Source organism: Leclercia sp. GHBNCSD, assembly GCF_055805075.1.
Genome location: NZ_JBQVYO010000001.1, coordinates 1,941,885 through 1,968,680, shown reverse-complemented (window position 1 = coordinate 1,968,680; position 26,796 = coordinate 1,941,885). Strand labels below are relative to the sequence as shown.

The following is a 26,796-nucleotide window of genomic DNA, read 5'->3' as shown; positions in this document are numbered from 1 at the left end:
ATGCTTTAATTTGCTTAATTTTCTGCGCAATTTTCGTTGTCATAAAACTGTCATAATTCGTACATTTATCTGTCACCTCTTTGTCCTATTTTGCTCATCGTAGCCACTAAACAACGATTTACGAAAATCTTGCAGGAGACATTATGAAAGTTATGCGTACCACTGTCGCAACTGTTGTCGCCGCGACCTTATCGATGAGCGCGTTCTCTGTATTTGCAGAGGCAAGCCTGACTGGCGCTGGTGCAACCTTCCCTGCGCCGGTGTATGCCAAATGGGCTGATACTTACCAGAAAGAGACTGGTAACAAGGTGAACTACCAGGGTATCGGCTCCTCCGGTGGCGTTAAACAAATTACCGCAAATACCGTTGATTTCGGCGCATCTGATGCTCCGCTGTCGGATGAGAAACTGAATCAGGAAGGCCTGTTCCAGTTCCCGACCGTTATCGGTGGTGTTGTGCTGGCGGTAAATATCCCTGGCCTGAAGTCCGGCGAGCTGGTGCTGGATGGTAAAACCCTGGGTGATATCTACCTCGGCAAAATCAAAAAATGGGATGACGAAGCCATCACTAAACTGAACCCGGGCGTGAAACTGCCTTCGCAGAACATCGCTGTGGTTCGTCGTGCTGACGGCTCCGGTACCTCCTTCGTCTTCACCAGCTACCTGGCGAAAGTGAACGAAGAGTGGAAATCCAAAGTCGGTTCCGGCTCTACCGTTAACTGGCCGACCGGCCTGGGCGGTAAAGGTAACGACGGTATCGCCGCGTTCGTACAGCGTCTGCCAGGCTCAATCGGCTACGTAGAATACGCTTACGCCAAGCAGAACAACCTGGCGTACACCAAACTGGTTTCTGCCGACGGCAAACCGGTCAGCCCAACTGAAGAGAACTTTGCTAACGCGGCTAAAGGCGCTGACTGGAGCAAATCTTTCGCTCAGGATCTGACCAACCAGAAAGGCGACAATGCATGGCCAATCACCTCTACCACCTTCATCCTGGTCCACAAGGATCAGAAGAAGCCAGAGCAGGGTGCTGAAGTGCTGAAGTTCTTCGACTGGGCATACAAAAATGGCGGCAAACAGGCTAACGACCTGGATTACGCCAGCCTGCCGGACAGCGTGGTTGAGCAGATTCGTGCTGCATGGAAAACCAACGTGAAAGACAGCAGCGGTAAAGCGCTGTACTAACAGGATATTTTTGACGAAGATGGCGGGTGGCGCTAGCGCTAACCCGCTCTACGGTTCCGACTGTAGGCCCGGCAAGCATAAGCGTCACCGGGCATATTCGTAAGACGTCTCAAACAGAAGAGTAATTTATGGCTGCAACCAAGCCTGCATTTAACCCTCCGGGTAAAAAAGGTGACATGATTTTCAGCGCGCTGGTAAAACTGGCTGCGCTGATTGTGCTATTGCTGCTGGGCGGCATTATCGTGTCCCTGATTTTCTCCTCCTGGCCGAGCATCCAGAAATTTGGTTTCTCCTTCCTGTGGACCAAAGAGTGGGATGCGCCGAACGATATCTACGGTGCGCTGGTGCCTATCTACGGCACGCTGGTGACCTCGTTTATCGCGCTGCTGATTGCGGTGCCGGTGAGCTTCGGTATCGCCCTGTTCCTGACCGAACTGGCGCCAAACTGGCTGCGACGCCCGCTGGGTATTGCCATTGAACTACTGGCGGCCATTCCAAGTATCGTTTACGGCATGTGGGGTCTGTTTATCTTCGCTCCGCTGTTCGCGACCTATTTTCAGGAGCCGGTAGGTAACGTCCTTTCCGCCATCCCGTTTGTGGGCGCGCTATTCTCCGGTCCGGCTTTCGGTATCGGCATCCTGGCGGCTGGCGTGATCCTCGCCATCATGATTATTCCGTACATTGCGGCGGTCATGCGCGATGTCTTCGAACAGACCCCGGTGATGATGAAAGAGTCGGCCTACGGTATCGGCTGCACCACCTGGGAAGTTATCTGGCGTATCGTCCTGCCGTTCACCAAAAATGGGGTAATCGGCGGCATTATGCTGGGTCTGGGTCGTGCGCTGGGTGAAACCATGGCAGTGACCTTTATCATCGGTAACACCTACCAGCTCGACAGCGCCTCGCTCTATATGCCGGGTAACAGCATTACCTCGGCGCTGGCAAACGAATTCGCCGAAGCGGAATCGGGCCTGCACGTTGCCGCGCTGATGGAACTGGGCTTAATTCTGTTTGTTATCACCTTCATTGTTCTGGCGATCTCCAAACTGATGATCATGCGCCTGGCGAAAAATGAGGGGGCACGCTAATGGCTACGCTCGAAATGCAAAATACCGCGGAGCTGGCGGAATCCCGCCGCAAAATGCAGGCGAAACGCCGCATGAAAAACCGCCTCGCCCTGACGCTCTCCATGGCGACCATGGCGTTTGGTCTGTTCTGGCTGATCTGGATCCTGTTCTCCACGGTGGCGCGTGGTATCGACGGCATGTCGTGGGCGTTGTTTACCGAAATGACACCGCCGCCAAATACGGCAGGTGGTGGTCTGGCGAACGCCCTGGCGGGCAGCGGCCTGCTGATCCTCTGGGCGACCGTCTTCGGCACGCCACTTGGCATCATGGCGGGCATTTACCTGGCGGAGTATGGCCGTAAATCCTGGATTGCTGAAGTGATTCGCTTCATTAACGACATCCTGCTCTCTGCCCCATCGATTGTGGTCGGCCTGTTCGTCTACACCATCGTGGTGGCGCAGATGGAACACTTCTCCGGCTGGGCGGGTGTGATTGCGCTGGCGCTGCTGCAGGTGCCTATCGTTATTCGTACCACCGAGAACATGCTGAAACTGGTGCCGGACAGCCTGCGTGAAGCGGCCTACGCACTGGGTACGCCAAAGTGGAAGATGATTTCTGCCATCACCCTGAAAGCCTCCATCTCGGGGATCCTGACAGGTGTGCTGCTGGCCGTTGCCCGTATCGCCGGTGAAACGGCACCGCTGCTCTTTACCGCGCTCTCAAACCAGTTCTGGAGCACGGACATGATGCAGCCGATCGCCAACCTGCCGGTGACGATCTTTAAATTTGCGATGAGCCCGTTTGCCGAATGGCAGTCACTGGCCTGGGCCGGGGTACTGATTATTACCCTATGCGTACTGTTACTGAACATTCTGGCGCGCGTTATTTTCGCGAAGAAGAAACACGGTTAATTATTGACGGCGTGGCACGCTGCGGCGCCGGATGAGGAAATGAGTCAATGAGTATGGTGAATACTGCTCCGGGTAAACTTTCGGTTCGTGACCTGAACTTCTACTACGGTAAGTTCCATGCCCTGAAGAACATCAACCTGGATATTGCTAAAAACCAGGTTACCGCGTTCATCGGTCCGTCTGGCTGCGGTAAGTCCACGCTGCTGCGTACCTTTAACAAAATGTATTCGCTTTATCCGGAGCAGCGCGCCGAAGGCGAGATCCTGCTGGATGGCGACAACATTCTGACCAATACCCAGGATATCGCTCTGCTGCGCGCGAAAGTGGGTATGGTGTTCCAGAAGCCTACGCCATTCCCGATGTCGATTTATGACAACATCGCCTTTGGCGTGCGCCTGTTCGAGAAGCTCTCCCGCGCCGATATGGATGAACGCGTGCAGTGGGCTTTGACCAAGGCCGCATTGTGGAACGAAACCAAAGATAAACTTCACCAGAGCGGGTACTCTCTCTCCGGTGGTCAGCAGCAGCGTCTGTGCATTGCGCGCGGTATCGCCATTCGCCCGGAAGTGTTGCTGCTGGATGAGCCGTGCTCAGCGCTGGACCCGATCTCCACCGGGCGTATTGAAGAGCTGATCACCGAGCTGAAGGCGGATTACACCGTGGTGATCGTGACCCACAACATGCAGCAGGCTGCCCGTTGTTCCGACCACACAGCATTTATGTACCTGGGCGAGTTGATTGAGTTCAGTAAAACGGACGACCTGTTCACCAAGCCTGCGAAGAAACAAACAGAAGACTACATCACCGGACGCTACGGCTGATTCAGGAGTGCGCAATGGATAATCTCAATCTTAATAAACATATTTCCGGCCAGTTTAACGCAGAGCTGGAGAGTATCCGCACCCAGGTGATGACCATGGGCGGTATGGTAGAGCAGCAGCTTTCTGACGCGATCACCGCAATGCATAACCAGGACAGCGAGCTGGCGAAGCGCGTGGTGGAAGGCGACAAACACGTCAACATGATGGAAGTGGCGATCGATGAAGCCTGCGTGCGCATTATCGCCAAGCGTCAGCCGACAGCGAGCGACCTGCGTCTGGTGATGGCGATCATCAAAACTATCGCCGAGCTGGAACGTATTGGCGACGTGGCGGACAAAATTTGCCGCACCGCGCTGGAGAAGTTCTCCCAGCAGCACCAGCCGCTGCTGGTGAGCCTGGAGTCGCTGGGGCGCCATACCGTGCAAATGCTGCACGACGTGCTGGATGCCTTTGCGCGTATGGATCTGGATGAAGCGGTGCGTATCTATCGGGAAGACAAGAAGGTCGACCAGGAGTACGAAGGCATCGTGCGCCAGCTGATGACCTACATGATGGAAGATACGCGAACCATCCCAAGCGTACTGACCGCGCTGTTCTGCGCCCGTTCTATCGAGCGTATCGGTGACCGTTGCCAGAACATTTGCGAATACATCTTCTACTTCGTGAAGGGCCAGGATTTCCGCCATGTGGGTGGCGACGAGCTGGACAAGATGCTGGCGGGTAAAGATCCGAAAGAGTAATGCCATCCTCTCATCACGCCAGTACTTACTGGCGTGATTATTTCTGGTGCAATCACATTATTTACCTTCATCCGTTGCCTGACGACCGAAACGCGCTAACGTGGGACGAAAAAACAGCAAAGGATGGAACATGAAAAAATCATTAGCATGCCTGGCTATGGCAATCAGTATTGGAATAAGTACTGGAATGCCGGTTAACGCCGCCCCCTTTCCTGCCACACCCGATCCGGCGATGCCGGTTAGCCACTATGTCACGCAGGTTAATACGGATAAAAGTATTACCTTTCGCCTGTTTGCACCTGCTGCGAAGCGGGTCTCCGTGGTGACGGGATCGATGCCGGAAACCTGGGTTTCCCATGATATGACGAAAGATAAAAACGGCGTCTGGTCATGGAAAAGCGAGCCTATGGCTCCGAACCTGTATGAATATTTCTACGATATTGATGGTTTTCGCTCCAGCGACACGGGCAGCCGCTATCCAAAACCCCAGCGCCAGGTCAATACCAGCCTGATTCTGGTCCCCGGCAGCATTCTGGACGATCGTCCGGTTCCCCATGGCGATCTGACCACCCTGACCTGGCATTCGCAGGCGCTCAACGCTGAACGCCGCGTCTATGTCTGGACCCCGCCGGGATATAACGGTAAAGGCGAACCGTTACCGGTTCTCTATTTCTATCATGGGTTTGGGGATACCGGCCTTTCAGCCATCGATCAGGGCCGCCTGCCGCAAATCATGGATAACCTGATGGCCGAGGGTAAAATCAAACCTATGCTGGTGGTCGTGCCCGACACGGAGACCGACATTCCGGAGGCGATTCCTGAAAACTTCCCGCCTGCCGAAAGACGCAAAACCTTTTATCACCTCAACGCTAAAGCGGCAGATCAAGAGCTGATGAGCGAGATAGTTCCGCTGATTGATACCCGCTTCAACGTGCGTAAAGAGGCGGAGGGCCGCGCGCTGGCGGGTCTGTCGCAGGGGGGATATCAGGCGCTGGTGTCCGGAATGAATCACCTGGACAGCTTTGGCTGGCTGGGAACCTTCAGCGGCGTTACCACAACTACCGTACCTGACGCGGGCGTAGCCGCAAGATTTAAGCAGCCCGATGTTATCAACGGACAGCTGCATAATTTTACGGTAGTGGTAGGAGAGCATGATTCGGTTACCGGAAAAGATATCGCCGGGCTGAAAGCGGAGCTGGAAAAGCAGGGCATCAAATTTGACTACAAGCTGTATCCCGGACTGAATCACGAAATGGACGTCTGGCGTCCGGCCTATGCGGAATTTGTACAAAAACTCTTTAAGTAAAAATATCAGCCCTCCCCGTTCGGGGAGGGCATTTGCTTAGCGGGTAATATTCCAGCCGCGTGCCTTCCAGAGTGCCGGCAGCTGCGCCAGATCGGTAAAGGTCGTGACTTTCGGATGGTCGAGCGGCGGGTTATGCGGATCGGCGCAGAAGTAGAACACCTCCATGCCCGCGGCGATCCCCGCCTGCGCGCCTGCGCTGGAGTCATCCACCAGGATGCAGTTCTCCACGTTGACGTTCATCGCTTTCGCCGCATGGAACATCATGGCCGGATCGGGCTTCCAGCGCTGAATATCGTAGCCGCTGAACAGTTTTTCCGGGAAATGGTGCAGCATCTGCAACTTGCCAAGGGAGTGCTGCATTTTGCTCACCGGGCCGTTAGAGACTACGCACATCGGCACCGCCATGGCATCCAGCAGGGCGCTGGCCCCGGCGATCGCTTCCAGTTCCGAGTCGAAAAGGCGTGCGACCTCGGCGCGGTAAACAGGCTCCAGATCCGCTTTCGCGAGGCTGACGCCGTGTTCGGCATTAATGATGTCGATGATCTCGTAGAGCTTTACGCCCTTAAAGCGTTTGAAGGTCTCTTCGAGATCGAGCGTGATACCAAATTCCTGGAACATGGTGACATACGCCCGGGAACAGATGACCTCACTGTCGACCAGCGTACCGTCGCAGTCGAAAAATACCGCATCAATCTGAGACATGCCTTTCCCTTTCTTAACAAGTTTAACGTTTACGTAATGCATAACGGTGTGACGCAATCGTTGCCGTATAAGCAGATGCAATGAAAAAAAGTACCTCACAACCGCCCTTATTGTCGCATTTTGGTATAGGATAGCGACGGATTTTCCCTCCCTGTTCGGAAATAGATAATGAGTCAACAACACACTACCCAGTCTTCTGGCGCGGGTTTGCTTGAGCGCGTGTTTAAACTGCGCGAGCACGGCACGACGGCACGCACCGAAGTGATCGCCGGTTTCACCACCTTCCTGACGATGGTCTATATCGTTTTCGTGAACCCACAAATTCTGGGCGTTGCTGGCATGGACACCAGCGCCGTCTTCGTTACGACCTGTCTTATCGCCGCCTTCGGCAGCATCCTGATGGGGCTGTTCGCTAACCTGCCGGTTGCCCTGGCACCGGCGATGGGCCTCAACGCTTTCTTCGCCTTCGTCGTGGTTCAGGCGATGGGCCTGCCGTGGCAGGTGGGCATGGGCGCCATCTTCTGGGGCGCGGTCGGTCTGCTGCTGCTGACCATTTTCCGCGTGCGTTACTGGATGATTGCTAATATCCCGGTCAGTCTGCGCGTAGGTATCACCAGCGGTATCGGCCTGTTTATTGGCATGATGGGGCTGAAAAACGCCGGCGTGATCGTGGCGAACCCGGAGACCCTGGTCAGTATCGGTAAACTCACCTCCCACAGCGTGCTGCTGGGTGTGCTGGGCTTCTTCATCATCGCGATTCTGGCCTCACGCAATATCCATGCGGCGGTGCTGGTGTCGATTATTGTCACTACCCTGCTGGGCTGGATGCTGGGCGACGTACATTACAACGGTATCGTCTCCGCGCCGCCGAGCGTCTCCACGGTGATTGGCCACGTCGATCTGGCGGGCTCGCTGAACCTGGGTCTGGCCGGGGTGATCTTCTCCTTCATGCTGGTGAACCTGTTTGACTCCTCCGGGACGCTGATTGGCGTGACCGACAAGGCCGGTCTGGCGGATGAGAAGGGCAAATTCCCGCGCATGAAGCAGGCGCTGTTTGTGGACAGCATCTCCTCCGTCACCGGCTCCTTTATCGGTACCTCCTCTGTGACCGCCTACATCGAATCCTCTTCCGGGGTCTCCGTGGGTGGCCGTACCGGCCTGACCGCTGTCGTCGTCGGCCTGCTGTTCCTGCTGGTGATCTTCCTCTCTCCGCTGGCCGGTATGGTGCCGCCCTACGCTGCCGCAGGCGCGCTGATTTACGTGGGTGTGCTGATGACCTCCAGCCTGGCGCGCGTGAAGTGGGATGACCTGACCGAAGCGGTGCCGGCGTTTATCACTGCGGTGATGATGCCGTTCAGTTTCTCCATCACCGAAGGCATTGCGCTGGGCTTTATCTCTTACTGTGTTATGAAGGCGGGAACCGGGCGCTGGCGTGAAATCAGCCCGTGCGTGATGGTTGTTGCGCTGCTGTTCATTCTGAAGATTGCGTTTATCGACGCGTAATAAAAAAAGCCCTTTTCTCAGAAAAGGGCTTTAATTTTTGTCCCTTCTTTTACGCTTTTACCCGCTGGATATACTTCCCGAACGCGCTCAGCTGTCCGCTCAGGTGATCCAGCGTGCTCTGGTCAATCACTTCACCCGTCTGCGGATCGACCTTGTTCTGAATCACGCCACCCATAAATTCCGGTTTGTTCATTACCATCGCGTCGAGGAAGACCAGGATCTGGCGCAGATGATACTGGCAGCGCGCACCGCCAATCGCCCCCATTGAGCTGGTCTGGATCAGCACCGGCTTGCCTGCCAGCGGCTGCTCCGGCAGACGAGAAAGCCAGTCGATAGCGTTCTTTAAGCCACCCGGCACGGAGTAGTTATATTCCGGAGTCACGATCACCACGCCGTCTGCCTGGCGGATCTGTTCTGCCAGCGCTTCTACGGCAGCAGGGAATCCCTCTTCCTGCTGTATATCGGCGTCGTACAGCGGGATATCGCCGATCGACGGCAGGGCGCTAATTGCCATCCCCTCAGGCGCCAGCTTCGGCAGAGTGCGGGCAACCATGCCGTTAAATGAACCTTTGCGCAGGCTTCCCAGTAACGTAACAACATTCAACGTATCAGACATCACTACTCCTTCTTCATCATGATGGCCCTGCTGAAGGGTCAGGTAAGGGTAATCGCTTTCTCCGCCGGTAAACTGGTGAGTCGCATCAGGCGTGCTGCCGGCTCGTTGGCGCGGGCAGGAACATCCGGCAGACCGTTCCATCCAAGGCGGCTATCGAATGCCCAGATTTTTAACCGTTCAATAACCGGGGTGACGGCAACAGACCAGATCAGCACATCTTCGGCATCGCTTAAGGCTTCCACCTGCGCGGCTCTGGATGCCCGTAGACGACCTGAGCCCGGTAACAGTTGTAGCAGGCTGGCGCAGTCGCTGGCGTCGCCTGACAGTTTACGAATGCTCTGGCGCAGGGTAATGAGCTGTGCTCTGGCTTCGTTGGGGTCGTTCTGATTACGCACCCATAAGTTCTCGTTGCTGGACAAGGGGTAGGTGTCGTGAGCGTGGGTACCATCCATGCTGCGAATGGTCCGCTGCAGCTCCATATCCAGGCCGCAGTCGCCTTCCGTGGTCAGCGCCAGACCCACGATATTGCCGGCGTAGGCAATAGAAAAACGGGGAAGCGCAGGATCGGCAAAAACCGGGCGACCCTCAGGTTCGGTAATTACGTCCGGCAGCTCGCTGGTGCCGTAAAGCATAAACATCAGTTCAGCAAGCAGCGATCGGGAAGCCAAAAATCGCGCCCGACGATGTTCCGGAAGCTTCCGCGCTTCGATATGACAGGATGGAGAGAGTCTGGTCGAAACCAGCCGCCCCTCGGTCAGCGTCCCTCTTGCAAAATGCGTTGCCATTTTTCGCTCCATGATAATGGTCAATAGACGGGTTAAACGTTTACATCATTATCGCTTAACTGATCTACTGTTTTAATGGCTAAATGGGGGTAAGGGAAGTTTTGCAGCGGAACTTTACACTTTCTTAGCCAAAAACCGGACCATTAGCGCAATGGAGAACCATACAGCGCCTTAATGGTTTCTCTCAGCCAGAGGATTTTAGGGTTGTGGCTGTTACGCTTATGCCAGATCAGGGTGAAGGGAACGGTGAGCTTTTGCGCCTGCGCTTCATCGATGGGGATTGGCAGGGTAACCAGCTTCCGCTGGTGGAGCTGATTATAGTGATGGCAGTAGTGCGGCGCGGTGGCAATATAATTATGGCCCGGCTGCGCCGCCATAAACATCGACTGCTCGAATCCAGGCAGGCTCATGGCGATATTACGCGTACGTCCCATCTCTCTCAGCACCTCATCCAGCGCCCAGGTGTCGCTCCGCTCCCAGAAGATGCTGATATGCGGATAGCGCAGGAAGGTCTCCAGATCCCACGTCTCCTGAAGGGCTGGATGGTCCTCACGCAGATAGACGCACGGACGGTCGCTGAAGAGAATTTCGTAGTCGATAAACCACGGCATCAGCTTCAGTAACTCCCGGGAGCGCGGGTGCGTTTCACGTCCGGTAAAACCGAGATCGACCTCCCCGCGGGTAATGGCGTCCAGCGAATCGTAATCCCAGTGGCGCATCTTCACGGTCGCCTGTGGGTAACGCTGATTCACCTGTTCCAGTAGCGCGTTAAAGCGGATCAGCATCAGCGGCGTTTCCGCCGCCAGCTCAAAGGTCAGGCCGCCGGGAGAGTCATGGTGGAATTTATCGAGGATCTGGTTGCCAATCTGCATCCAGTCGGCCAGATCCTGTTCCAGACTCATCGTCAGCGGAGTAGGCAGCAGCCCCAGAGGGGTCTTTACAAACAGCGGATCGTCGAACCAGTCGCGCAGCTTCGCCAGTGATTTACTCACCGCGGACGGGGTAACGTTCATCCGTTTCGCGGCTTTGGTGACGCTGCGTTCCTGCAGCAAAAGCTGCAGGCACAACAACAGGTTAAGATCGAGACTGCTGAGGTGCTTCTTCATGATGTGCTGCGGGCCGGATGACCATAAGTAGGGTGATGCTGAGCATGCTACAGCCAATCAGAACCCCGATCAGCATATTCAGTGCATTCAGCCCGATTATCGCCGCCAGCCAAATCCACAGCGACGAGCCGCAGACCTGAGTAATACCCAGCACCGAGCTTGCCACTCCCGCTCGCAGCGCAAACGGCCCTAATGCCTGGCTCATTGCCACGCCAAACCCCATCGAGAACCCGGCGCAAACCAGGGTAATACCGGCCAGCATCAGGGCAGGAGAGCTGGCTGTCGCCAGCACCACGCCCGCCGCCAGGAACAGTACCTGCGAGGTCAGTATCAGCGTGCGCTGGCGGAAGATATTCAGTGCAAACGGCGCCGAAAAGGAGACGACCATGCTGACCAGCGCGGTTAACGCCATCACTGTGGAATACTCGCCTCGATCGAAACCCATGATTTCCATTAATAACACCGGGGAAGCGTTTACATAGGTCAGGATCACCGCCACGCTCAGGGTGGTGATCAGCAGCCGGCTAATGAAGAAGCGGTTAAGCAGCGTCTCCTCCGGCGGAACCGACGCCGTGTGACCAGGGTTTTGCGCTCCCGGATGGGTCTCTTTCAGCACCGCGATAGAGAGGATAAAAACCAGCATTCCCATCGCCGCCATGGCCCAGAAGAGGCTCTGCCACGGGAATTGCAGCATGATCAGGTAGCCCACCACCGGTGCCAGCACCGGAATAATACAGGTGATACCGTTTATCATGGAGAGCACCTTGGCGCGTCGCTGGGTGCTTAAGGTGTCACGCAAAATCGCAAACGCCACCACGTAGCAGCCGCCCGCGCCGATGCCCTGGATAAAGCGCCCGGCCAGAAACAGCGTACTCTCCTGCGCCAGAGAGCAGAGCACCGATGCCAGGGCAAAAATCACAGCCCCGGTAATGGCGACGGGCTGCCGTCCGGCTTTATCGGCAATCTTTCCGGCAAACACCATCGATGACGCCATCCCCGCGAGGTAGGCTGAAAACGCGATATGCAGCTGCGCTTCGCTGGCGCCCAGATCGCGGGCGATGTGCGGCAGCCCCACCAGATACATATCAATGCCCGATGGATAAAGCAGCACCAGCGCAAAACTACAAAACAGAAAACGAGCCATAAACCCCCCATAAATGCAGGCATGAAGCATAGGGGGAGAAGGAAGGTTTAGCGAGTTGCCATTTGGACAAAGGTGATTTCCTGGCAGGAAAGCCACCTCAGCGTGAGGTGGCTTACAGGAACGCAGGCAGGATCAACCGAAGCGCGGCAGGAAATTAAAGGTATTACCGAACCAGCAAAAAATGACCACGACCCCGAAGAGGATCACCAGAGAAGGGATCGCCATCCCGCCCCAGACGGTAAACATCTTATCCGGGAATTTCTGTCTCGCTTTCAACGCGAGCAGGGCCGGGACAATGACCGCCCATAGGGTTGCACACAGCCCGGCACCGCCAATTCCGTAGATAAAGCCGTTCGGGAAGATAAGGTAGAGCAAAGTGGGCGGCAGGAAGGTCAGCATGATTGTCTTCAGACGACCGGAGGGGGAATTATCCAGTTTAAAGAGGTCGGCAAGGTAATCGAACAAGCCTAGCGTGACGCCAAAGAAGGAGCTGGCGACGGCTAAATTGGAGAACACCAGTAAGCAAAATTCGATGACCCCGTGCTGGCGGGTGCCAAGGAAAGATTTCACCAGCGAATCGACGTTGCCCCCGGATGAGATGATCTCGTTGAAGCTGTCGCGGGTGATATTCCCCATCGTGCAATACAACCAGAACAGATAGATAAAAAGCGCCAGCAGCGAGCCAAACACAAGGCTTTTTATCAGTTTATCTTTCCGCTTCCCATAGCAGATGATCAGGCTGGGAATATTGCCATGAAAACCAAACGACGCCAGGCAGACGGGCAGGGCCATAAAGATATAGGGGAAGTAGCTGGTATTGCTGGCAGAGGTAACGTTGCTGTCTCGTAATATCGAGTAATCAACCTGAAAGAAAAATGACCCAAAAACAACGATAAAGGCGATGATCTTAATGCCTAAAAACAGCGAGGTAATCCTGCTGGCGGCTAATGAGCTGAACCACAACACCGCCGCGACAAAGAGCGCCGTACTGACACCCACAATGCGCGGGTTCACATGCGTGCCCTGATTCATGGCGATGGTTTCACTTATGATTGCGCCATTGGCCGAGATATAGGCATAGGTCAGGATATAAAGCACAAAGGCGACCGTGAAACCACTTACGATATTCCATTTATTGCCAAGCAGATCTTTGGTGACCGTATTAAAACTTGAACCGACAGGGTAGTTTAAATTTGCTTCCAGCAATAATAACCCGGAGTGAAGCATTGAAAACCAGGCAATAATTAAAATAAAGGCACCCCAAAAAAACCATGCCCCTGCCAAATCCACGGGTAAAGCAAACATCCCCCCGCCAATAACTGTACCTGCTATAACCATGACACCCCAAACCGAAGAGTGTTTAGTCTCTAATTCTAAAGCGTTATCCATGGTGCCCCCATCAATTATGGTAAGCCTGATGTTATTGATATATTTACTTTGTGGGTGGCTAACATTATTTAGCCACCCGGGGACAGAAGGTTAAACTTCTTTGAGTTTTGCAGTGAAGTGGCGTAATACTTTAGGTTCGTAGGTGAAGGTTAACCCTTTTATATTCTTCGCATTTTCTTTAACGTGTTTAAAGGCTTCGACGATGAAATCCATATGCGATTGCGTATACGTGGCCCGCGGAATCGTTAAACGCAGCAGCTCTGCCGGGCAAGGTAATTGTTTACCTGTTTTCGGATCGCGGCCTAATAAGAACGAACCGATCTCAACTGCGCGGATACCCGCTACTTTATAGAGCTCACAGGCCAGCGCCTGCGCCGGGAACTGTTCTGCTGGAATGTGCGGCAATAACTTACCCGCATCCACGAAGGCAGCATGGCCCCCCGCCTGCTGGCAAACCACCCCGATAGCTTCCAGGCCGTCAACCAGGTACTGCACCTGATTAATCCGGTAGGCCAGCCAGTCCTGGCCCATGCCATCATGCAGGCCGACAGCCAGACGCTCCATCGCGCCACCTTCAAGGCCACCGTAAGTCGGGAACCCTTCCTGAACGACGCACAACGTTCTGCACTCGGTGTAGACGTCGAAGTAGTCATCGTTCTTGATGCACAGCAACCCGCCCATGGGCACCATGGCATCTTTCTTGGCGGACATCGCCAGCATATCCGCGTACTTATAGGTTTCCCGGGTTATTTCCGCGATAGTCCAGTCTTTATATTCCGCTTCGCGTTTCTGAATAAACCAGGCGTTTTCTGCGAAGCGCGCCGAATCCATGACGACCGGGATATCGTATTTTCTGGCAATCGCATACATCGCCTTCAGGTTCGCCAGCGACACTGGTTGCCCACCGGCGGAGTTGCTGGTGATGGTTGCGACAATATAAGGCACGTTACTCGGCCCCACCTCTTCGATGCCGTTTTCCAGGCCCTGCAGGTCAAAATTGCCTTTAAAATCGTAACGGACGCCGGTATCGAATGCTTCCTTAATATAGACGTTGCGGACGGTGCAGCCATTTATCTGGCTATGACCCTGTGTGGTATCAAAGAAGTAGTTCGAGAAGGCGACCATTTTCGAGCGATCTAATCCCTTCTCCTGCTCGCGTTTTTTGATTAACACAGGAATATAAATCTGCTCGGCGCCGCGCCCCTGATGGGTCGGGATAGTATATTGATAGCCGAAAATTTCTTTCACCGCGTCGGACAGCGCATAGTAACTCCGGCTTCCGCTATAGGCTTCGTCACCGCGCAGCATGGCGGCCTGCATATTTTGTGTGACAGCGCCAGTGCCGCTGTCGGTCAGTAAATCAATAAACACGTCTTCGCTATCCAGCAGGAAAGGGTTCATCCCGGATTTAATAATAGCGTTTTCGCGATGCTCCCTTGTGGTGCGTTTAACTGGCTCAATAACTCTGATGCGAAATGGCTCTGGTAAATGTTTGAAGTTTTCCATTATATCATTCCTGTTTTTATTGCAGCGGTGCTGGTGGCTATTTTAATAACCATTAATACAGGCATGCCTGGGCCTGCCATACCGCTACGCAACCGGGAGAATATATTTCACCGACAGAGACGTGCAGAGGCACAATTGCAGCCTTATGGGCGCAATGATTTCAGGCATACCGGATAAATAGAGTGTTAATCTATTCAGGTTGCATAGAGAATGAGAAGCGAAGGGAGATTAAGGATGGTGATTGACAATTTTATTGTCAATATTGAACCACTTAGAAGTGATATATGTATTTAAGATAATCATCATTGATTTATCCTCATTAGACACGCTACTACACTATTCGAATGAGAATATTTGTCTATGCGCGGTGATATTAATTGTGATTGTAATCACAGAGAATATAACAGGCGTATTTGGTATTTATTCAGGTAATATGAGAAAAGAAAAAGCCGCAATAACAGCGATGCTATTGCGGCTTTTTTGCAGTTAACTGCAACGGGTTTATTTCCCGATGCAGAAGCTGGAGAAGATGCGACCCAGCAGATCGTCCGAGGTAAACTCCCCGGTGATCTCGCTTAACGCCTGCTGCGCCAGACGCAGCTCTTCTGCCAGCAACTCTCCGGCCCAGGCGCCGAGCAGCTGCGCTTTACCCTGATCCAGATGCTGTGCCGCCTCTTCCAGTGCCTGCAGATGGCGACGACGGGCGAGGAAGCCGCCCTCCATGCTGGTATCAAAGCCCATGCTCTGCTTCAGATGGTTGCGCAGCTCATCCACACCCTCGCCGGTGCGCGCCGACAGACGGATAAGTGAGTGACCATTCACATCGCTGATACCCAGCGTTTCGCCGGTGACGTCCGCTTTGTTACGCACCACGGTGATCGGCAGTTTTGCCGGCAGGCGGGCGATAAAGTCTGGCCAGATCTCGGCCGGGTCAACGGCGGCGGTGGTAGTCCCGTCGACCATAAACAGCACCCGGTCGGCCTGCTCGATCTCCTGCCAGGCGCGCTCGATACCGATGCGCTCCACTTCGTCACTGGCATCGCGTAAGCCCGCGGTGTCGATGATATGCAGCGGCATACCATCGATATGAATATGTTCCCGCAGCACGTCGCGGGTGGTACCAGCAATGTCGGTAACAATTGCCGCTTCGCGCCCCGCCAGGGCATTCAGCAGGCTCGATTTCCCGGCATTAGGGCGACCAGCAATCACCACCTTCATCCCTTCGCGCAGCAGGCTGCCCTGACGCGCCTCGGCACGTACCGCGTCGAGATCGTTCATCACCGCGTTAAGCTGGGCTTCGATTTTGCCATCGGAGAGGAAGTCGATCTCCTCATCCGGGAAATCAATGGCTGCTTCCACGTAGATCCGCAGGTGAGTAAGTGCTTCCACCAGATGGTTAACGCGCGCGGAAAAGGCGCCCTGCAGCGAGTTCAGCGCCGAGCGCGCGGCCTGTTCAGAGCTGGCGTCGATCAGGTCGGCAATCGCTTCTGCCTGGGCCAGATCCAGCTTGTCGTTCAGAAACGCCCGCTCGGAGAACTCGCCCGGTTTAGCGATGCGTACGCCCGGCAGGGTCAGAATGCGTTTCAGCAGCAGGTCGAGGATCACCGGCCCGCCGTGGCCCTGCAGCTCGAGCACATCTTCGCCGGTAAAGGAGTTCGGGCCCGGGAACCAGAGTGCGATGCCCTGATCCAGCGCCGTTCCGTCGCTATCTTTAAAGGGCAGATAATCGGCATAGCGTGGCTTTGGCAGTTTACCCAGCACCGCTTCTGCCACCTCGCGCGCCTTCAGGCCGGAGATACGCAGAATGCCCACACCACCGCGTCCCGGTGGGGTTGCCTGGGCGACGATAGTGTCGTTATGGCTCATGGTTTGTCTCTTCTTAACGCAATAAAAAAGGCGGTCTGATGACCGCCTTTATTTTAGCTACAGCCTACTTGGGATCAGGAGCTTTTCTTTTCGCGGCTATGCAGGCCACGTTTTTCCAGACCACGGTAGATCAGCTGTTGCTGAAGGATGGTTACCAGGTTGCTGACGATATAGTACAGCACCAGACCTGACGGGAACCACAGGAAGAACACGGTGAAGATGACCGGCATAAAGGTCATGATCTTCTGCTGCATCGGGTCGGTCACGGTGGTCGGCGACATCTTCTGGATGAAGAACATCGTCACGCCCATCAGGATCGGCAGGATGTAGTACGGGTCCTGTGCGGAGAGGTCATGGATCCACAGCGCGAATGGCGCGTGGCGCAGCTCAACGGAGCCCATCAGCATGTAGTAGAGCGCAAGGAAGATAGGCATCTGGATCAGCAGCGGGAAGCAGCCACCCAGCGGGTTCACTTTCTCGGCTTTGTACAGGGCCATCATCTCCTGGCTCTGACGCTGCTTGTCATCGCCCAGACGCTCACGCATCGCCTGAATCTTCGGCTGTAGCATACGCATCTTCGCCATGGAGGTGTACTGCGCTTTGGTCAGCGGGTACATGATGCCACGAACGATAAAGGTGATAACGATGATGGAGAAGCCCCAGTTACCCAGGAAGCTGTGGATCCACTTCAGCAGCTTGAACAGCGGCTGAGAGATGAACCACAACCAACCGTAGTCTACGGTCAGGTCCAGGTGCGGCGCCACGGCAGCCATTTTGTCCTGGATTTCCGGGCCGACCCACAGGGTGCTGGCCAGCGTACCGGTTTGACCCGGCTGAACCAGAACCGGCTGAGACTTATAGCCGATAGCGGCAACACCGTTACCCAGGTTCGCGGTATAGAAGTTGTTGGTACCGTCGTTATTCGGGATCCACGCGGTAGCGAAATACTGCTGCAGCATCGCAACCCAGCCGCCTTTGGAGCTGACGTTCAGGTTTTCGTTATCGGCGATGGTGTCGAACTTGTATTTCTCGTATTTCGCGTCTGGCGTAGAGTACGCTGCGCCGCGGAAGGTGTGCAGCGCGAAGTTGCTGCTTCCGGTGTCGCGGTGCGACGGCAGATTGATGGACTGCTTCAGCTGACCAAAGGTCGACACTTCCAGCGGCTTCGCTCCGGCGTTCTGTACGTTATAGCCCACGTTTACCGCAAACTCACCGCGTTTCAGGGTGAAGGTTTTGGTGAAGGTGTTACCCGCGGCGTCGGTGTAGGTCAGCGGAATGGTGATTTCGTTCTGACCATCGGCCAGCACAAAGGTATCGCTGTCTACGTTATACAGCGGACGCGCACCGTTAGCCGGGTTATCCGGGCCATCACGACCGGTCAGGCCGCTCTGTGCCTGATAGATAAACTCAGGCGTGGTTTCCAGCAGCTGGAAAGGTTCGGAAGACTTCAGCTCTTTCGGGTAGGTCAACAGCAGCGCCTGCTCAATATCACCACCACGGGTGTTGATAGTCAGCTCAAGCACATCGGTCTTAACCGTAATCTGTTTCCCCTGGCCACTGGCCGGTACGCCCTGGTCGGCGGCGCTACCCGCTGCGGTGGTCGTTGTCTGCGTGACCTGCTGCTGAGGTTGAGGATTTTTGTCCTGCTCCCAAGCCTGGAAGATCATGAAAGACACGAACAACAAAGCGATGATAAGAAGATTGCGTTGCGAATCCATCGTTAGTGTTCTCTGGTATCAAAAGGTCCTGGAGGGACGGGGTCGTCTCCACCTGGGTGTAAAGGGTGGCATTTTAATACGCGTTTCACCGTCAACCAACTGCCTTTTATCACTCCAAACCTGCGCAATGCCTCAATTCCGTATTGCGAACAGGTCGGTCTGAAACGGCAGTGTGGCCCGAGTAGCGGACTAATCAGGCGTTGATAGACCCGGATAAGGCCGATCAGGACCCGTGAGCCAGGCGACAGTGGCGGCGCCATAATTTTTCCAACGCTTCCGAGAGAGCACGGTTATCGAGGTCGGCAACCCCTTTTTTAGCCACCACCACGAAATCCATAGAAGGCAGTTCATGTTGACGTAAACGGAAGCTTTCACGCGTCAGACGTTTAATCCGATTGCGTTCATGCGCACGCTTAACGTTTTTCTTGGCGACAGTGAGACCGATACGGGGATGCCCCAGCGAATTTTGGCGGCCGAGAATGGTGATTTGCGGCGTGCCAGCCCGTTGTGGCTGCTGGAAGACGAAAGTGAAATGAGTGGGAGTTAACAAACGTAACTCCCTGGGAAATGCTAGCTTAACCACTCAGGGGTTAGCTTAATTACTTGGAAACGGTCAGACGTGAACGGCCTTTAGCACGACGACGTGCCAGAACCTGACGACCATTTTTAGTAGCCATACGAGCACGGAAGCCGTGAGAACGGTTGCGCTTCAGTACAGACGGTTGAAAAGTGCGTTTCATGGCGATTTCTACCTAAACTTGAATAAATTCAATGACTTTTTGTGGAGTCCGAACGAATAACGAACGATGGACGCCGAAGCCATGGGTGATTAAAGAGGCCGGATTGTAATAATTGTACACTCCGGAGTCAATTCTCTTTCCTTATTTCCCGCGTCTTTCCGCACGTTTTTAGCGTGCAAATTGAGCAGCGTCAGACGCAGGAAATCGAGTCCCACGCGCCGGGTGGGGAATTATACGGGCTCCCGGGCAAATCGCAAGGATCGTCCAGGATCTTCGTTAGATCATTTAAGCAAAAATTTGTCGCTACTCATTAATTTTTCCAATATGCGGCCTAAATCGCGGGGTCGCTTCGCCAGGATCGTTTACACTTACCCCGTTTCGATCCTCCTGTGGATAAATCGGGAAGAAACTGTGAGAAACAGAAGATCTCTGGCTCAGTTTAGGCTATGATCCGCGGTCCTGATCGCGATCCCAGGATCCAGAGCAGGTAAAAAAAACCGCAGACAGCGGTTCGCACGTCCCCCTAAACGCCGGGTTCTTTCGACGTGTGTCTACAATCATGACTATTCAATAGCTTTCTTTTTTGTTCGAGTGGAGTCCGCCGTGTCACTTTCGCTTTGGCAGCAGTGTCTTGCCCGATTGCAGGATGAGTTACCAGCCACAGAATTCAGTATGTGGATCCGCCCGTTGCAGGCGGAACTGAGCGATAACACGCTGGCTTTGTATGCGCCAAACCGTTTTGTGCTCGATTGGGTCAGGGACAAATACCTCAATAACATCAACGGACTGCTAAACGAATTTTGCGGTGCCGATGCCCCACAGCTGCGTTTTGAAGTGGGCACTAAACCGGTCACCCAAACCCTCAAAGAGACCGTTAACGTCGCCGCTGCGCCCGCGCAGACCGCGCAGGTTCAGATGCCGCGCGTCGCGCCTGCGCCGCGTGCGGGCTGGGATAACGTCCCGGCACCGGCAGAGCCAACCTACCGCTCTAACGTTAACGTCAAACACACCTTTGATAACTTCGTCGAAGGTAAATCGAACCAGCTGGCCCGCGCGGCGGCGCGCCAGGTGGCGGATAACCCGGGCGGCGCCTATAACCCGCTATTCCTTTATGGCGGTACCGGTCTGGGTAAAACGCACCTGCTGCATGCGGTAGGCAATGGCATCATGGCGCGTAAGCCCAATGCCAAAGTGGTGTATATGCACTCCGAGCGCTTCGTTCAGGATATGGTAAAAGCCCTGCAAAACAATGCGATCGAAGAGTTTAAACGCTATTACCGTTCCGTTGATGCGCTGCTGATCGATGACATCCAGTTCTTTGCCAATAAAGAACGATCCCAGGAAGAGTTTTTCCACACCTTCAATGCGCTGCTGGAAGGCAATCAGCAGATCATTTTGACCTCGGATCGCTATCCAAAAGAGATCAACGGTGTGGAAGATCGTCTGAAATCGCGCTTCGGCTGGGGCCTGACCGTGGCGATCGAGCCACCGGAGCTGGAAACCCGCGTGGCGATCCTGATGAAAAAGGCCGACGAGAACGACATTCGTCTGCCGGGTGAGGTGGCGTTCTTTATCGCCAAGCGTCTGCGTTCCAACGTTCGTGAGCTTGAGGGCGCACTGAACCGCGTTATTGCTAACGCCAACTTTACCGGACGGGCGATCACCATCGATTTCGTGCGTGAGGCGCTGCGCGATCTGCTGGCGCTGCAGGAAAAACTGGTCACCATCGACAATATTCAGAAGACGGTGGCGGAGTACTACAAAATTAAAGTGGCAGATTTGCTGTCTAAACGTCGTTCCCGCTCGGTGGCGAGACCGCGTCAGATGGCGATGGCGCTGGCAAAGGAATTAACCAACCACAGTCTGCCGGAGATCGGCGATGCGTTTGGTGGCCGTGACCATACCACCGTGCTGCACGCCTGCCGTAAGATCGAGCAGCTGCGTGAAGAAAGCCACGACATAAAAGAAGACTTCTCCAATTTAATCAGAACATTATCATCGTGATGCTATGAAATTTACCGTTGAACGTGAACATTTATTAAAACCGCTGCAACAGGTGAGTGGCCCATTAGGCGGCCGCCCGACGCTGCCTATTCTTGGTAACCTGCTGCTGCAGGTGGCAGACGGCACGCTGTCGCTGACCGGGACCGATCTCGAGATGGAAATGGTCGCACGTGTGACGCTTTCTCAGCCTCACGAAGCGGGCGCAACCACCGTTCCGGCGCGTAAGTTCTTTGATATCTGCCGCGGACTGCCTGAAGGGGCAGAGATTGCCGTGCAGCTGGAAGGCGACCGTATGCTGGTGCGCTCTGGCCGCAGCCGTTTTTCGCTCTCTACGCTGCCTGCTGCTGACTTCCCGAACCTGGACGACTGGCAGAGTGAAGTCGAATTCACCCTGCCACAGGCCACCATGAAACGCCTGATTGAAGCTACCCAGTTCTCTATGGCGCATCAGGACGTTCGCTACTACTTAAACGGCATGCTGTTCGAAACCGAAGGGGAAGAGCTGCGTACCGTTGCCACCGATGGTCACCGCCTGGCGGTCTGCTCCATGCCGGTTGGCGTAACGCTGCCGAACCATTCGGTGATCGTACCGCGTAAAGGCGTGATTGAGCTGATGCGTATGCTCGACGGCGGCGAAACCCCGCTGCGCGTGCAGATTGGCAGCAACAACATCCGCGCCCACGTGGGCGACTTCATCTTTACCTCCAAGCTGGTAGATGGCCGCTTCCCGGATTATCGCCGCGTATTGCCGAAGAACCCGGACAAAACGCTGGAAGCGGGCTGCGATATCCTCAAGCAGGCCTTTGCCCGCGCGGCAATCCTCTCCAACGAGAAGTTCCGCGGCGTGCGTCTGTATGTGAGCGAAAACCAGCTGAAGATCACGGCCAACAACCCGGAACAGGAAGAGGCCGAAGAGATTCTGGATGTCACCTATGCCGCAGGCACCGAGATGGAAATCGGCTTTAACGTCAGTTACGTGCTGGATGTGCTGAACGCGCTGAAGTGCGAGAACGTGCGTATTCTGCTGACCGACTCCGTGTCGAGCGTACAAATTGAAGATGCTGCCAGCCAGAGTGCGGCTTATGTTGTCATGCCAATGAGACTGTAATGTCGCTCACCCGCCTGTTGATCCGCGACTTTCGCAATATCGAAAGCGCGGATCTTGCTTTATCCCCCGGCTTTAACTTCCTGGTTGGCGCCAACGGCAGCGGCAAAACCAGCGTGCTGGAAGCCATCTATACGCTCGGCCATGGCCGGGCGTTTCGCAGTTTGCAGATTGGCCGCGTCATTCGCCACGAGCAGGACGCGTTTGTGCTTCATGGCCGTTTACGGGGCGAAGAGCACGAGACCGCCATCGGCCTGACCAAAGACAAGCACGGTGACAGCAAGGTACGCATCGACGGCACCGACGGGCACAAAGTGGCCGAGCTGGCGCTGCTGATGCCCATGCAGCTAATCACCCCCGAGGGGTTTACTTTACTCAACGGCGGCCCCAAATACAGAAGAGCCTTCCTCGACTGGGGATGCTTTCACAACGAAGCCGGTTTCTTTAACGCCTGGAGCAACCTCAAGCGGCTGCTGAAACAGCGCAATGCCGCGCTGCGCCAGGTGACCCGCTACGCCCAACTGCGGGCGTGGGATAAAGAGCTGATCCCGCTGGCGGAGCAGATTAGCCGCTGGCGTGCGGAGTACAGCGCCGGGATCGCGGAAGACATGGCGGACACCTGCCAGCAGTTTTTACCCGAGTTCTCCCTGAGCTTCTCCTTCCAGCGCGGCTGGGAGAAAGAGACAGATTATGCCGAGGTGCTGGAGCGAAGCTTCGAGCGCGATCGCATGCTGACCTACACCGCGCATGGCCCGCACAAGGCGGATTTCCGCATTCGTGCCGATGGCGCGCCGGTGGAAGACACCTTATCACGCGGGCAGCTTAAACTTCTGATGTGCGCCCTGCGCCTGGCGCAGGGCGAGTACCTAACCCGTGAGAGCGGGCGACGCTGTCTGTATCTGATTGATGATTTTGCCTCGGAACTTGACGACGCGCGGCGCGGGCTGCTTGCCAGCCGCTTAAAAGCCACACAGTCCCAGGTTTTCGTCAGTGCGATTAGCGCTGAACACGTAATAGACATGTCGGACGAAAATTCGAAGATGTTTAACGTGGAAAAGGGTAAAATAACGGATTAACCCAAGAATAAATGAGCGAGAAACGTTGATGTCGAATTCTTATGACTCCTCCAGTATCAAAGTCCTGAAAGGGCTGGATGCGGTGCGTAAGCGCCCGGGTATGTATATCGGCGACACGGATGACGGCACCGGTCTGCACCACATGGTATTCGAGGTGGTAGATAACGCTATCGACGAAGCGCTCGCGGGTCACTGTAAAGACATTATCGTCACCATCCACGCCGATAACTCTGTTTCCGTACAGGATGATGGCCGTGGCATTCCGACCGGCATCCACCCGGAAGAGGGCGTCTCTGCGGCGGAAGTGATCATGACCGTTCTGCACGCGGGCGGTAAGTTCGATGATAACTCCTATAAAGTGTCCGGCGGTCTGCACGGCGTGGGCGTCTCTGTCGTTAACGCCCTGTCGCAGAAGCTGGAGCTGGTGATCAACCGCGAAGGTAAAATTCACCGTCAGGTCTATACCCACGGCGTGCCGCAGGCACCGCTGGCGGTAACGGGCGAGACGGAGAAAACCGGTACCACGGTCCGTTTCTGGCCGAGCCTCGAAACCTTCTCCAACGTGACCGAGTTCGAATATGACATCCTGGCGAAGCGTCTGCGCGAGCTGTCATTCCTGAACTCCGGCGTCTCGATTCGCCTGCGCGACAAGCGCGACGGCAAAGAAGACCACTTCCATTACGAAGGTGGTATCAAGGCGTTCGTTGAGTATCTGAACAAGAACAAAACGCCAATTCACCCAAATATCTTCTATTTCTCCACCGAAAAAGATGGTATCGGCGTGGAAGTGGCGCTGCAGTGGAACGACGGTTTCCAGGAAAACATCTACTGCTTCACCAATAACATTCCGCAGCGCGACGGCGGTACGCACCTGGTCGGCTTCCGTACGGCGATGACCCGTACCCTGAACGCCTACATGGACAAAGAAGGCTACAGCAAAAAAGCGAAAGTCAGCGCCACCGGTGACGATGCCCGTGAAGGCCTGATCGCCGTTGTCTCCGTGAAGGTACCGGATCCGAAGTTCTCCTCCCAGACCAAAGACAAGCTGGTCTCCTCTGAGGTGAAATCGGCGGTTGAACAGCAGATGAACGAGCTGCTGAGCGACTACCTGCAGGAAAACCCGTCCGACGCCAAAATCGTCGTCGGTAAAATTATCGATGCGGCGCGTGCCCGTGAAGCGGCGCGTAAAGCCCGTGAAATGACCCGTCGTAAAGGCGCGCTGGACTTAGCAGGCCTGCCGGGCAAACTGGCGGACTGCCAGGAACGCGACCCGGCGCTGTCCGAACTGTACCTCGTGGAAGGGGACTCTGCGGGCGGTTCTGCGAAGCAGGGCCGTAACCGTAAGAACCAGGCGATCCTGCCGCTGAAGGGTAAAATCCTCAACGTTGAGAAAGCGCGCTTCGACAAGATGCTCTCCTCTCAGGAAGTAGCAACCCTGATCACCGCCCTGGGCTGCGGTATTGGCCGCGACGAGTACAACCCGGACAAGCTGCGCTATCACAGCATCATCATCATGACCGATGCGGACGTCGACGGCTCGCACATTCGTACCCTGCTGCTGACCTTCTTCTACCGTCAGATGCCGGAGATCGTTGAGCGTGGCCACGTCTACATTGCCCAGCCGCCGCTCTACAAGGTGAAAAAAGGCAAGCAGGAGCAGTACATCAAAGATGACGAGGCGATGGATCAGTACCAGATCGCTATTGCTCTTGATGGCGCCACCCTGCACGCCAACTCAAGCGCCCCGGCGCTGGCGGGCGAGCCGCTGGAGCGTCTGGTCTCCGAGTACAACGCCACCCAGAAGATGATTGGCCGCATGGAGCGCCGTTATCCAAAAGCGCTGCTGAAGGCGCTGGTTTACCAGCCGACCCTGAACGAAGCCGATCTCGATAACGAGCAGGCGGTGACCCGCTGGGTAAATACCCTGGTCAGCGAGCTGAACGAGAACGAGCAGCACGGCAGCCAGTGGAAGTTCGATATTCAGCAGAACGCCGCCCAGCAGTTCGAGCCGGTGATCCGCGTGCGTACCCACGGCGTGGATACTGACTATCCGCTGGAGCATGAGTTCGTGACCGGCGCGGAATACCGTCGTATCTGCACCCTCGGCGAGAAGCTGCGTGGCCTGATTGAAGACGATGCGTTCATCGAACGTGGCGAACGCCGTCAGCCGGTTGCCAGCTTCGAGCAGGCGCTGGAGTGGCTGGTGAAAGAGTCCCGTCGTGGCCTCTCCATTCAGCGCTATAAAGGTCTGGGCGAAATGAACCCGGATCAGCTGTGGGAAACGACCATGGATCCGGAAAGCCGCCGCATGCTGCGGGTTACCGTTAAGGACGCGATTGCTGCCGACCAGCTGTTCACTACCCTGATGGGCGATGCGGTTGAACCCCGTCGCGCCTTCATCGAAGAGAACGCCCTGAAAGCGGCGAATATTGACATCTAAGCCGTTTGTTCCCCGGTGGCGCTGCGCTTACCGGGGCTACAGGTTTCGTAGGCCCGGTACGCGTCAGCGTCACCGGGCTTTTCTTTAGATGCAAAAGAGGAATTTCCTCTCCAGACCCCATCCCCTTTCTTACCGTGTTTTTTGAGCGGAATCGCGCTAGCATGAGGAAAGACTCATTCCAACCGGGGATCTCATGGCTATCAAACTCATTGCAATCGATATGGACGGCACGCTGCTGCTGCCAGACCACACCATCTCTCCTGCCGTTAAAAATGCGATTGCCGCAGCCCGGGAGAAGGGCGTGAACGTGGTGCTTTGCACCGGTCGCCCATATGCGGGGGTGCATAACTACCTGAAAGAGCTGCACATGAACGAGCCAGGAGATTACTGCATTACCTACAACGGTGCGCTGGTGCAGAAAGCGGCCGATGGCAGCACGGTGGCGCAGACGGCGCTGAGCTATGAAGACTATCGCTATCTGGAACAACTCTCCCGCGAGGTAGGCTCGCACTTCCACGCCCTCGACCGCACCACGCTGTACACCGCGAACCGCGACATCAGCTACTACACGGTACATGAATCCTACGTCGCCACCATCCCGCTGGTGTTCTGCGAAGCGGAAAAAATGGATCCCGAAACCCAGTTCCTGAAGGTTATGATGATCGATGAGCCCGCCATTCTCGACCAGGCCATCGCCCGCATTCCGGATGAGGTAAAAGAGAAGTACACCGTGCTGAAAAGTGCGCCGTACTTCCTCGAAATCCTCGATAAACGCGTCAATAAAGGCACCGGCGTGAAGTCGCTGGCCGAAACGCTGGGGATCAAGCCGGAAGAGATCATGACGCTCGGCGATCAGGAAAACGACATAGCGATGCTGGAATATGCTGGCTTAGGCGTGGCGATGGAGAACGCGATCCCGTCGGTGAAAGAGGTGGCTAACTTCGTCACTAAATCTAACCTCGAAGATGGCGTGGCCTACGCGATTGAGAAGTTTGTGCTGAATTAAAGCCTGGCAAAATACGCGCTCCCGAACCCGCACTCGTTGCGGGTTTTTTTATCCCCTCAAG

The 26,796-nt window shown here is 55.3% G+C and carries 25 protein-coding genes and 1 pseudogene; 12 read left to right on the top strand and 14 right to left on the bottom strand.

All coding sequences use genetic code 11. The annotated features are described in order from the left end of the window. Window positions 1-143: 143 nt before the first annotated feature. The 6 genes from pstS (at window position 144) to ACT3IC_RS09535 (ending at window position 6,029) form a co-directional block, all read left to right on the top strand. The gene (pstS, locus tag ACT3IC_RS09560) at window positions 144-1,184 is read left to right on the top strand and encodes a phosphate ABC transporter substrate-binding protein PstS (RefSeq protein ID WP_103824239.1); all 1,041 of its coding nucleotides are present in this window, start codon (window positions 144-146) and stop codon (window positions 1,182-1,184) included. A 128-nt stretch (window positions 1,185-1,312) separates the two neighbouring features. Then, entirely contained in the window at window positions 1,313-2,272 is a 960-nt protein-coding gene (pstC, locus tag ACT3IC_RS09555; RefSeq protein WP_103177614.1) for a phosphate ABC transporter permease PstC, read from the top strand. Further along, window positions 2,272-3,162, top strand: coding sequence for a phosphate ABC transporter permease PstA (pstA, locus tag ACT3IC_RS09550; protein ID WP_103177615.1), 891 nt, complete (start codon window positions 2,272-2,274; stop codon window positions 3,160-3,162). Before pstC ends, pstA begins: the two co-directional genes overlap by 1 nt. Window positions 3,163-3,209: 47 nt before the next feature. Next, window positions 3,210-3,983 carry a phosphate ABC transporter ATP-binding protein PstB gene (gene pstB, locus ACT3IC_RS09545; protein ID WP_103177616.1) on the top strand — a complete coding sequence of 258 codons (774 nt, stop codon included), beginning with the start codon at window positions 3,210-3,212 and terminating at the stop codon, window positions 3,981-3,983. A gap of 14 nt (window positions 3,984-3,997) precedes the next feature. Further along, entirely contained in the window at window positions 3,998-4,723 is a 726-nt protein-coding gene (phoU, locus tag ACT3IC_RS09540) for a phosphate signaling complex protein PhoU (RefSeq protein ID WP_103177617.1), read from the top strand. A gap of 157 nt (window positions 4,724-4,880) precedes the next feature. Then, the gene (locus tag ACT3IC_RS09535) at window positions 4,881-6,029 is read left to right on the top strand and encodes an esterase (protein WP_412531202.1); all 1,149 of its coding nucleotides are present in this window, start codon (window positions 4,881-4,883) and stop codon (window positions 6,027-6,029) included. Window positions 6,030-6,065: 36 nt separating this feature from the next. Here the strand turns inward: ACT3IC_RS09535 and yieH are convergent, their stop codons facing one another. Beyond that, complete coding sequence (yieH, locus tag ACT3IC_RS09530; RefSeq protein WP_103177619.1) at window positions 6,066-6,731, bottom strand: 6-phosphogluconate phosphatase; 666 nt, start codon at window positions 6,729-6,731, stop codon at window positions 6,066-6,068. A 168-nt stretch (window positions 6,732-6,899) separates the two neighbouring features. Here yieH and adeP point away from each other — a divergent pair, with 168 nt between their 5' ends. Beyond that, a complete protein-coding gene (gene adeP, locus ACT3IC_RS09525; protein ID WP_139156311.1) occupies window positions 6,900-8,234 on the top strand; it encodes an adenine permease AdeP in 1,335 nt (444 codons plus the stop codon). 49 nt (window positions 8,235-8,283) lie between these two features. Here adeP and ACT3IC_RS09520 read toward each other — a convergent pair whose 3' ends face one another. The 13 genes and pseudogenes from ACT3IC_RS09520 to ACT3IC_RS09460 all read right to left on the bottom strand — a co-directional run. Next, a complete protein-coding gene (locus tag ACT3IC_RS09520; RefSeq protein ID WP_103177621.1) occupies window positions 8,284-8,850 on the bottom strand; it encodes an NADPH-dependent FMN reductase in 567 nt (188 codons plus the stop codon). 38 nt (window positions 8,851-8,888) lie between these two features. Continuing rightward, window positions 8,889-9,635 (bottom strand): 4'-phosphopantetheinyl transferase family protein, encoded by a 747-nt coding sequence (locus ACT3IC_RS09515; RefSeq protein ID WP_103177622.1) that lies wholly within the window; start codon window positions 9,633-9,635, stop codon window positions 8,889-8,891. 143 nt (window positions 9,636-9,778) lie between these two features. Beyond that, entirely contained in the window at window positions 9,779-10,741 is a 963-nt protein-coding gene (gene yidZ / locus ACT3IC_RS09510; protein WP_473477271.1) for an HTH-type transcriptional regulator YidZ, read from the bottom strand. After that, window positions 10,710-11,885 (bottom strand): MFS transporter, encoded by a 1,176-nt coding sequence (locus tag ACT3IC_RS09505; protein ID WP_103177624.1) that lies wholly within the window; start codon window positions 11,883-11,885, stop codon window positions 10,710-10,712. Before ACT3IC_RS09505 ends, yidZ begins: the two co-directional genes overlap by 32 nt. Before the next feature lie 132 nt (window positions 11,886-12,017). After that, window positions 12,018-13,274, bottom strand: a complete 1,257-nt coding sequence (gene tnaB / locus ACT3IC_RS09500) for a low affinity tryptophan permease TnaB (RefSeq protein WP_473477268.1) — start codon at window positions 13,272-13,274, stop codon at window positions 12,018-12,020. A 90-nt stretch (window positions 13,275-13,364) separates the two neighbouring features. Further along, window positions 13,365-14,780, bottom strand: a complete 1,416-nt coding sequence (tnaA, locus tag ACT3IC_RS09495; RefSeq protein WP_103177626.1) for a tryptophanase — start codon at window positions 14,778-14,780, stop codon at window positions 13,365-13,367. Between the two features lie 228 nt (window positions 14,781-15,008). Further along, on the bottom strand, window positions 15,009-15,083 hold the full coding sequence (gene tnaC / locus ACT3IC_RS09490) for a tryptophanase leader peptide (RefSeq protein ID WP_103181005.1): 75 nt from the start codon (window positions 15,081-15,083) through the stop codon (window positions 15,009-15,011). Between the two features lie 198 nt (window positions 15,084-15,281). Beyond that, window positions 15,282-16,646, bottom strand: a complete 1,365-nt coding sequence (mnmE, locus tag ACT3IC_RS09485; RefSeq protein WP_103177627.1) for a tRNA uridine-5-carboxymethylaminomethyl(34) synthesis GTPase MnmE — start codon at window positions 16,644-16,646, stop codon at window positions 15,282-15,284. Window positions 16,647-16,720: 74 nt separating this feature from the next. Then, complete coding sequence (yidC, locus tag ACT3IC_RS09480) at window positions 16,721-18,364, bottom strand: membrane protein insertase YidC (RefSeq protein WP_103177628.1); 1,644 nt, start codon at window positions 18,362-18,364, stop codon at window positions 16,721-16,723. A gap of 2 nt (window positions 18,365-18,366) precedes the next feature. Then, the gene (gene yidD, locus ACT3IC_RS09475) at window positions 18,367-18,624 is read right to left on the bottom strand and encodes a membrane protein insertion efficiency factor YidD (protein ID WP_072036746.1); all 258 of its coding nucleotides are present in this window, start codon (window positions 18,622-18,624) and stop codon (window positions 18,367-18,369) included. Beyond that, window positions 18,588-18,947, bottom strand: coding sequence for a ribonuclease P protein component (gene rnpA, locus ACT3IC_RS09470; protein WP_014072458.1), 360 nt, complete (start codon window positions 18,945-18,947; stop codon window positions 18,588-18,590). The genes yidD and rnpA overlap by 37 nt, the downstream gene beginning before the upstream one ends. 16 nt (window positions 18,948-18,963) lie before the next feature. Beyond that, on the bottom strand, window positions 18,964-19,104 hold the full coding sequence (rpmH, locus tag ACT3IC_RS09465; protein ID WP_003849659.1) for a 50S ribosomal protein L34: 141 nt from the start codon (window positions 19,102-19,104) through the stop codon (window positions 18,964-18,966). Window positions 19,105-19,334: 230 nt separating this feature from the next. Continuing rightward, window positions 19,335-19,385 (bottom strand): annotated as a pseudogene (locus ACT3IC_RS09460) (hypothetical protein); the annotation flags it as partial. 322 nt (window positions 19,386-19,707) lie between these two features. Here ACT3IC_RS09460 and dnaA point away from each other — a divergent pair. The 5 genes from dnaA (at window position 19,708) to yidA (ending at window position 26,735) form a co-directional block, all read left to right on the top strand. After that, window positions 19,708-21,108 carry a chromosomal replication initiator protein DnaA gene (dnaA, locus tag ACT3IC_RS09455; RefSeq protein WP_103177629.1) on the top strand — a complete coding sequence of 467 codons (1,401 nt, stop codon included), beginning with the start codon at window positions 19,708-19,710 and terminating at the stop codon, window positions 21,106-21,108. A 4-nt stretch (window positions 21,109-21,112) separates the two neighbouring features. Continuing rightward, window positions 21,113-22,216 carry a DNA polymerase III subunit beta gene (dnaN, locus tag ACT3IC_RS09450; RefSeq protein ID WP_103177630.1) on the top strand — a complete coding sequence of 368 codons (1,104 nt, stop codon included), beginning with the start codon at window positions 21,113-21,115 and terminating at the stop codon, window positions 22,214-22,216. Beyond that, complete coding sequence (recF, locus tag ACT3IC_RS09445) at window positions 22,216-23,289, top strand: DNA replication/repair protein RecF (protein WP_159340382.1); 1,074 nt, start codon at window positions 22,216-22,218, stop codon at window positions 23,287-23,289. The genes dnaN and recF overlap by 1 nt, the downstream gene beginning before the upstream one ends. A 28-nt stretch (window positions 23,290-23,317) precedes the next feature. Continuing rightward, the gene (gene gyrB, locus ACT3IC_RS09440; protein WP_103177632.1) at window positions 23,318-25,729 is read left to right on the top strand and encodes a DNA topoisomerase (ATP-hydrolyzing) subunit B; all 2,412 of its coding nucleotides are present in this window, start codon (window positions 23,318-23,320) and stop codon (window positions 25,727-25,729) included. Window positions 25,730-25,922: 193 nt separating this feature from the next. Next, complete coding sequence (gene yidA / locus ACT3IC_RS09435) at window positions 25,923-26,735, top strand: sugar-phosphatase (RefSeq protein WP_156653641.1); 813 nt, start codon at window positions 25,923-25,925, stop codon at window positions 26,733-26,735. Window positions 26,736-26,796 lie beyond the last annotated feature (61 nt).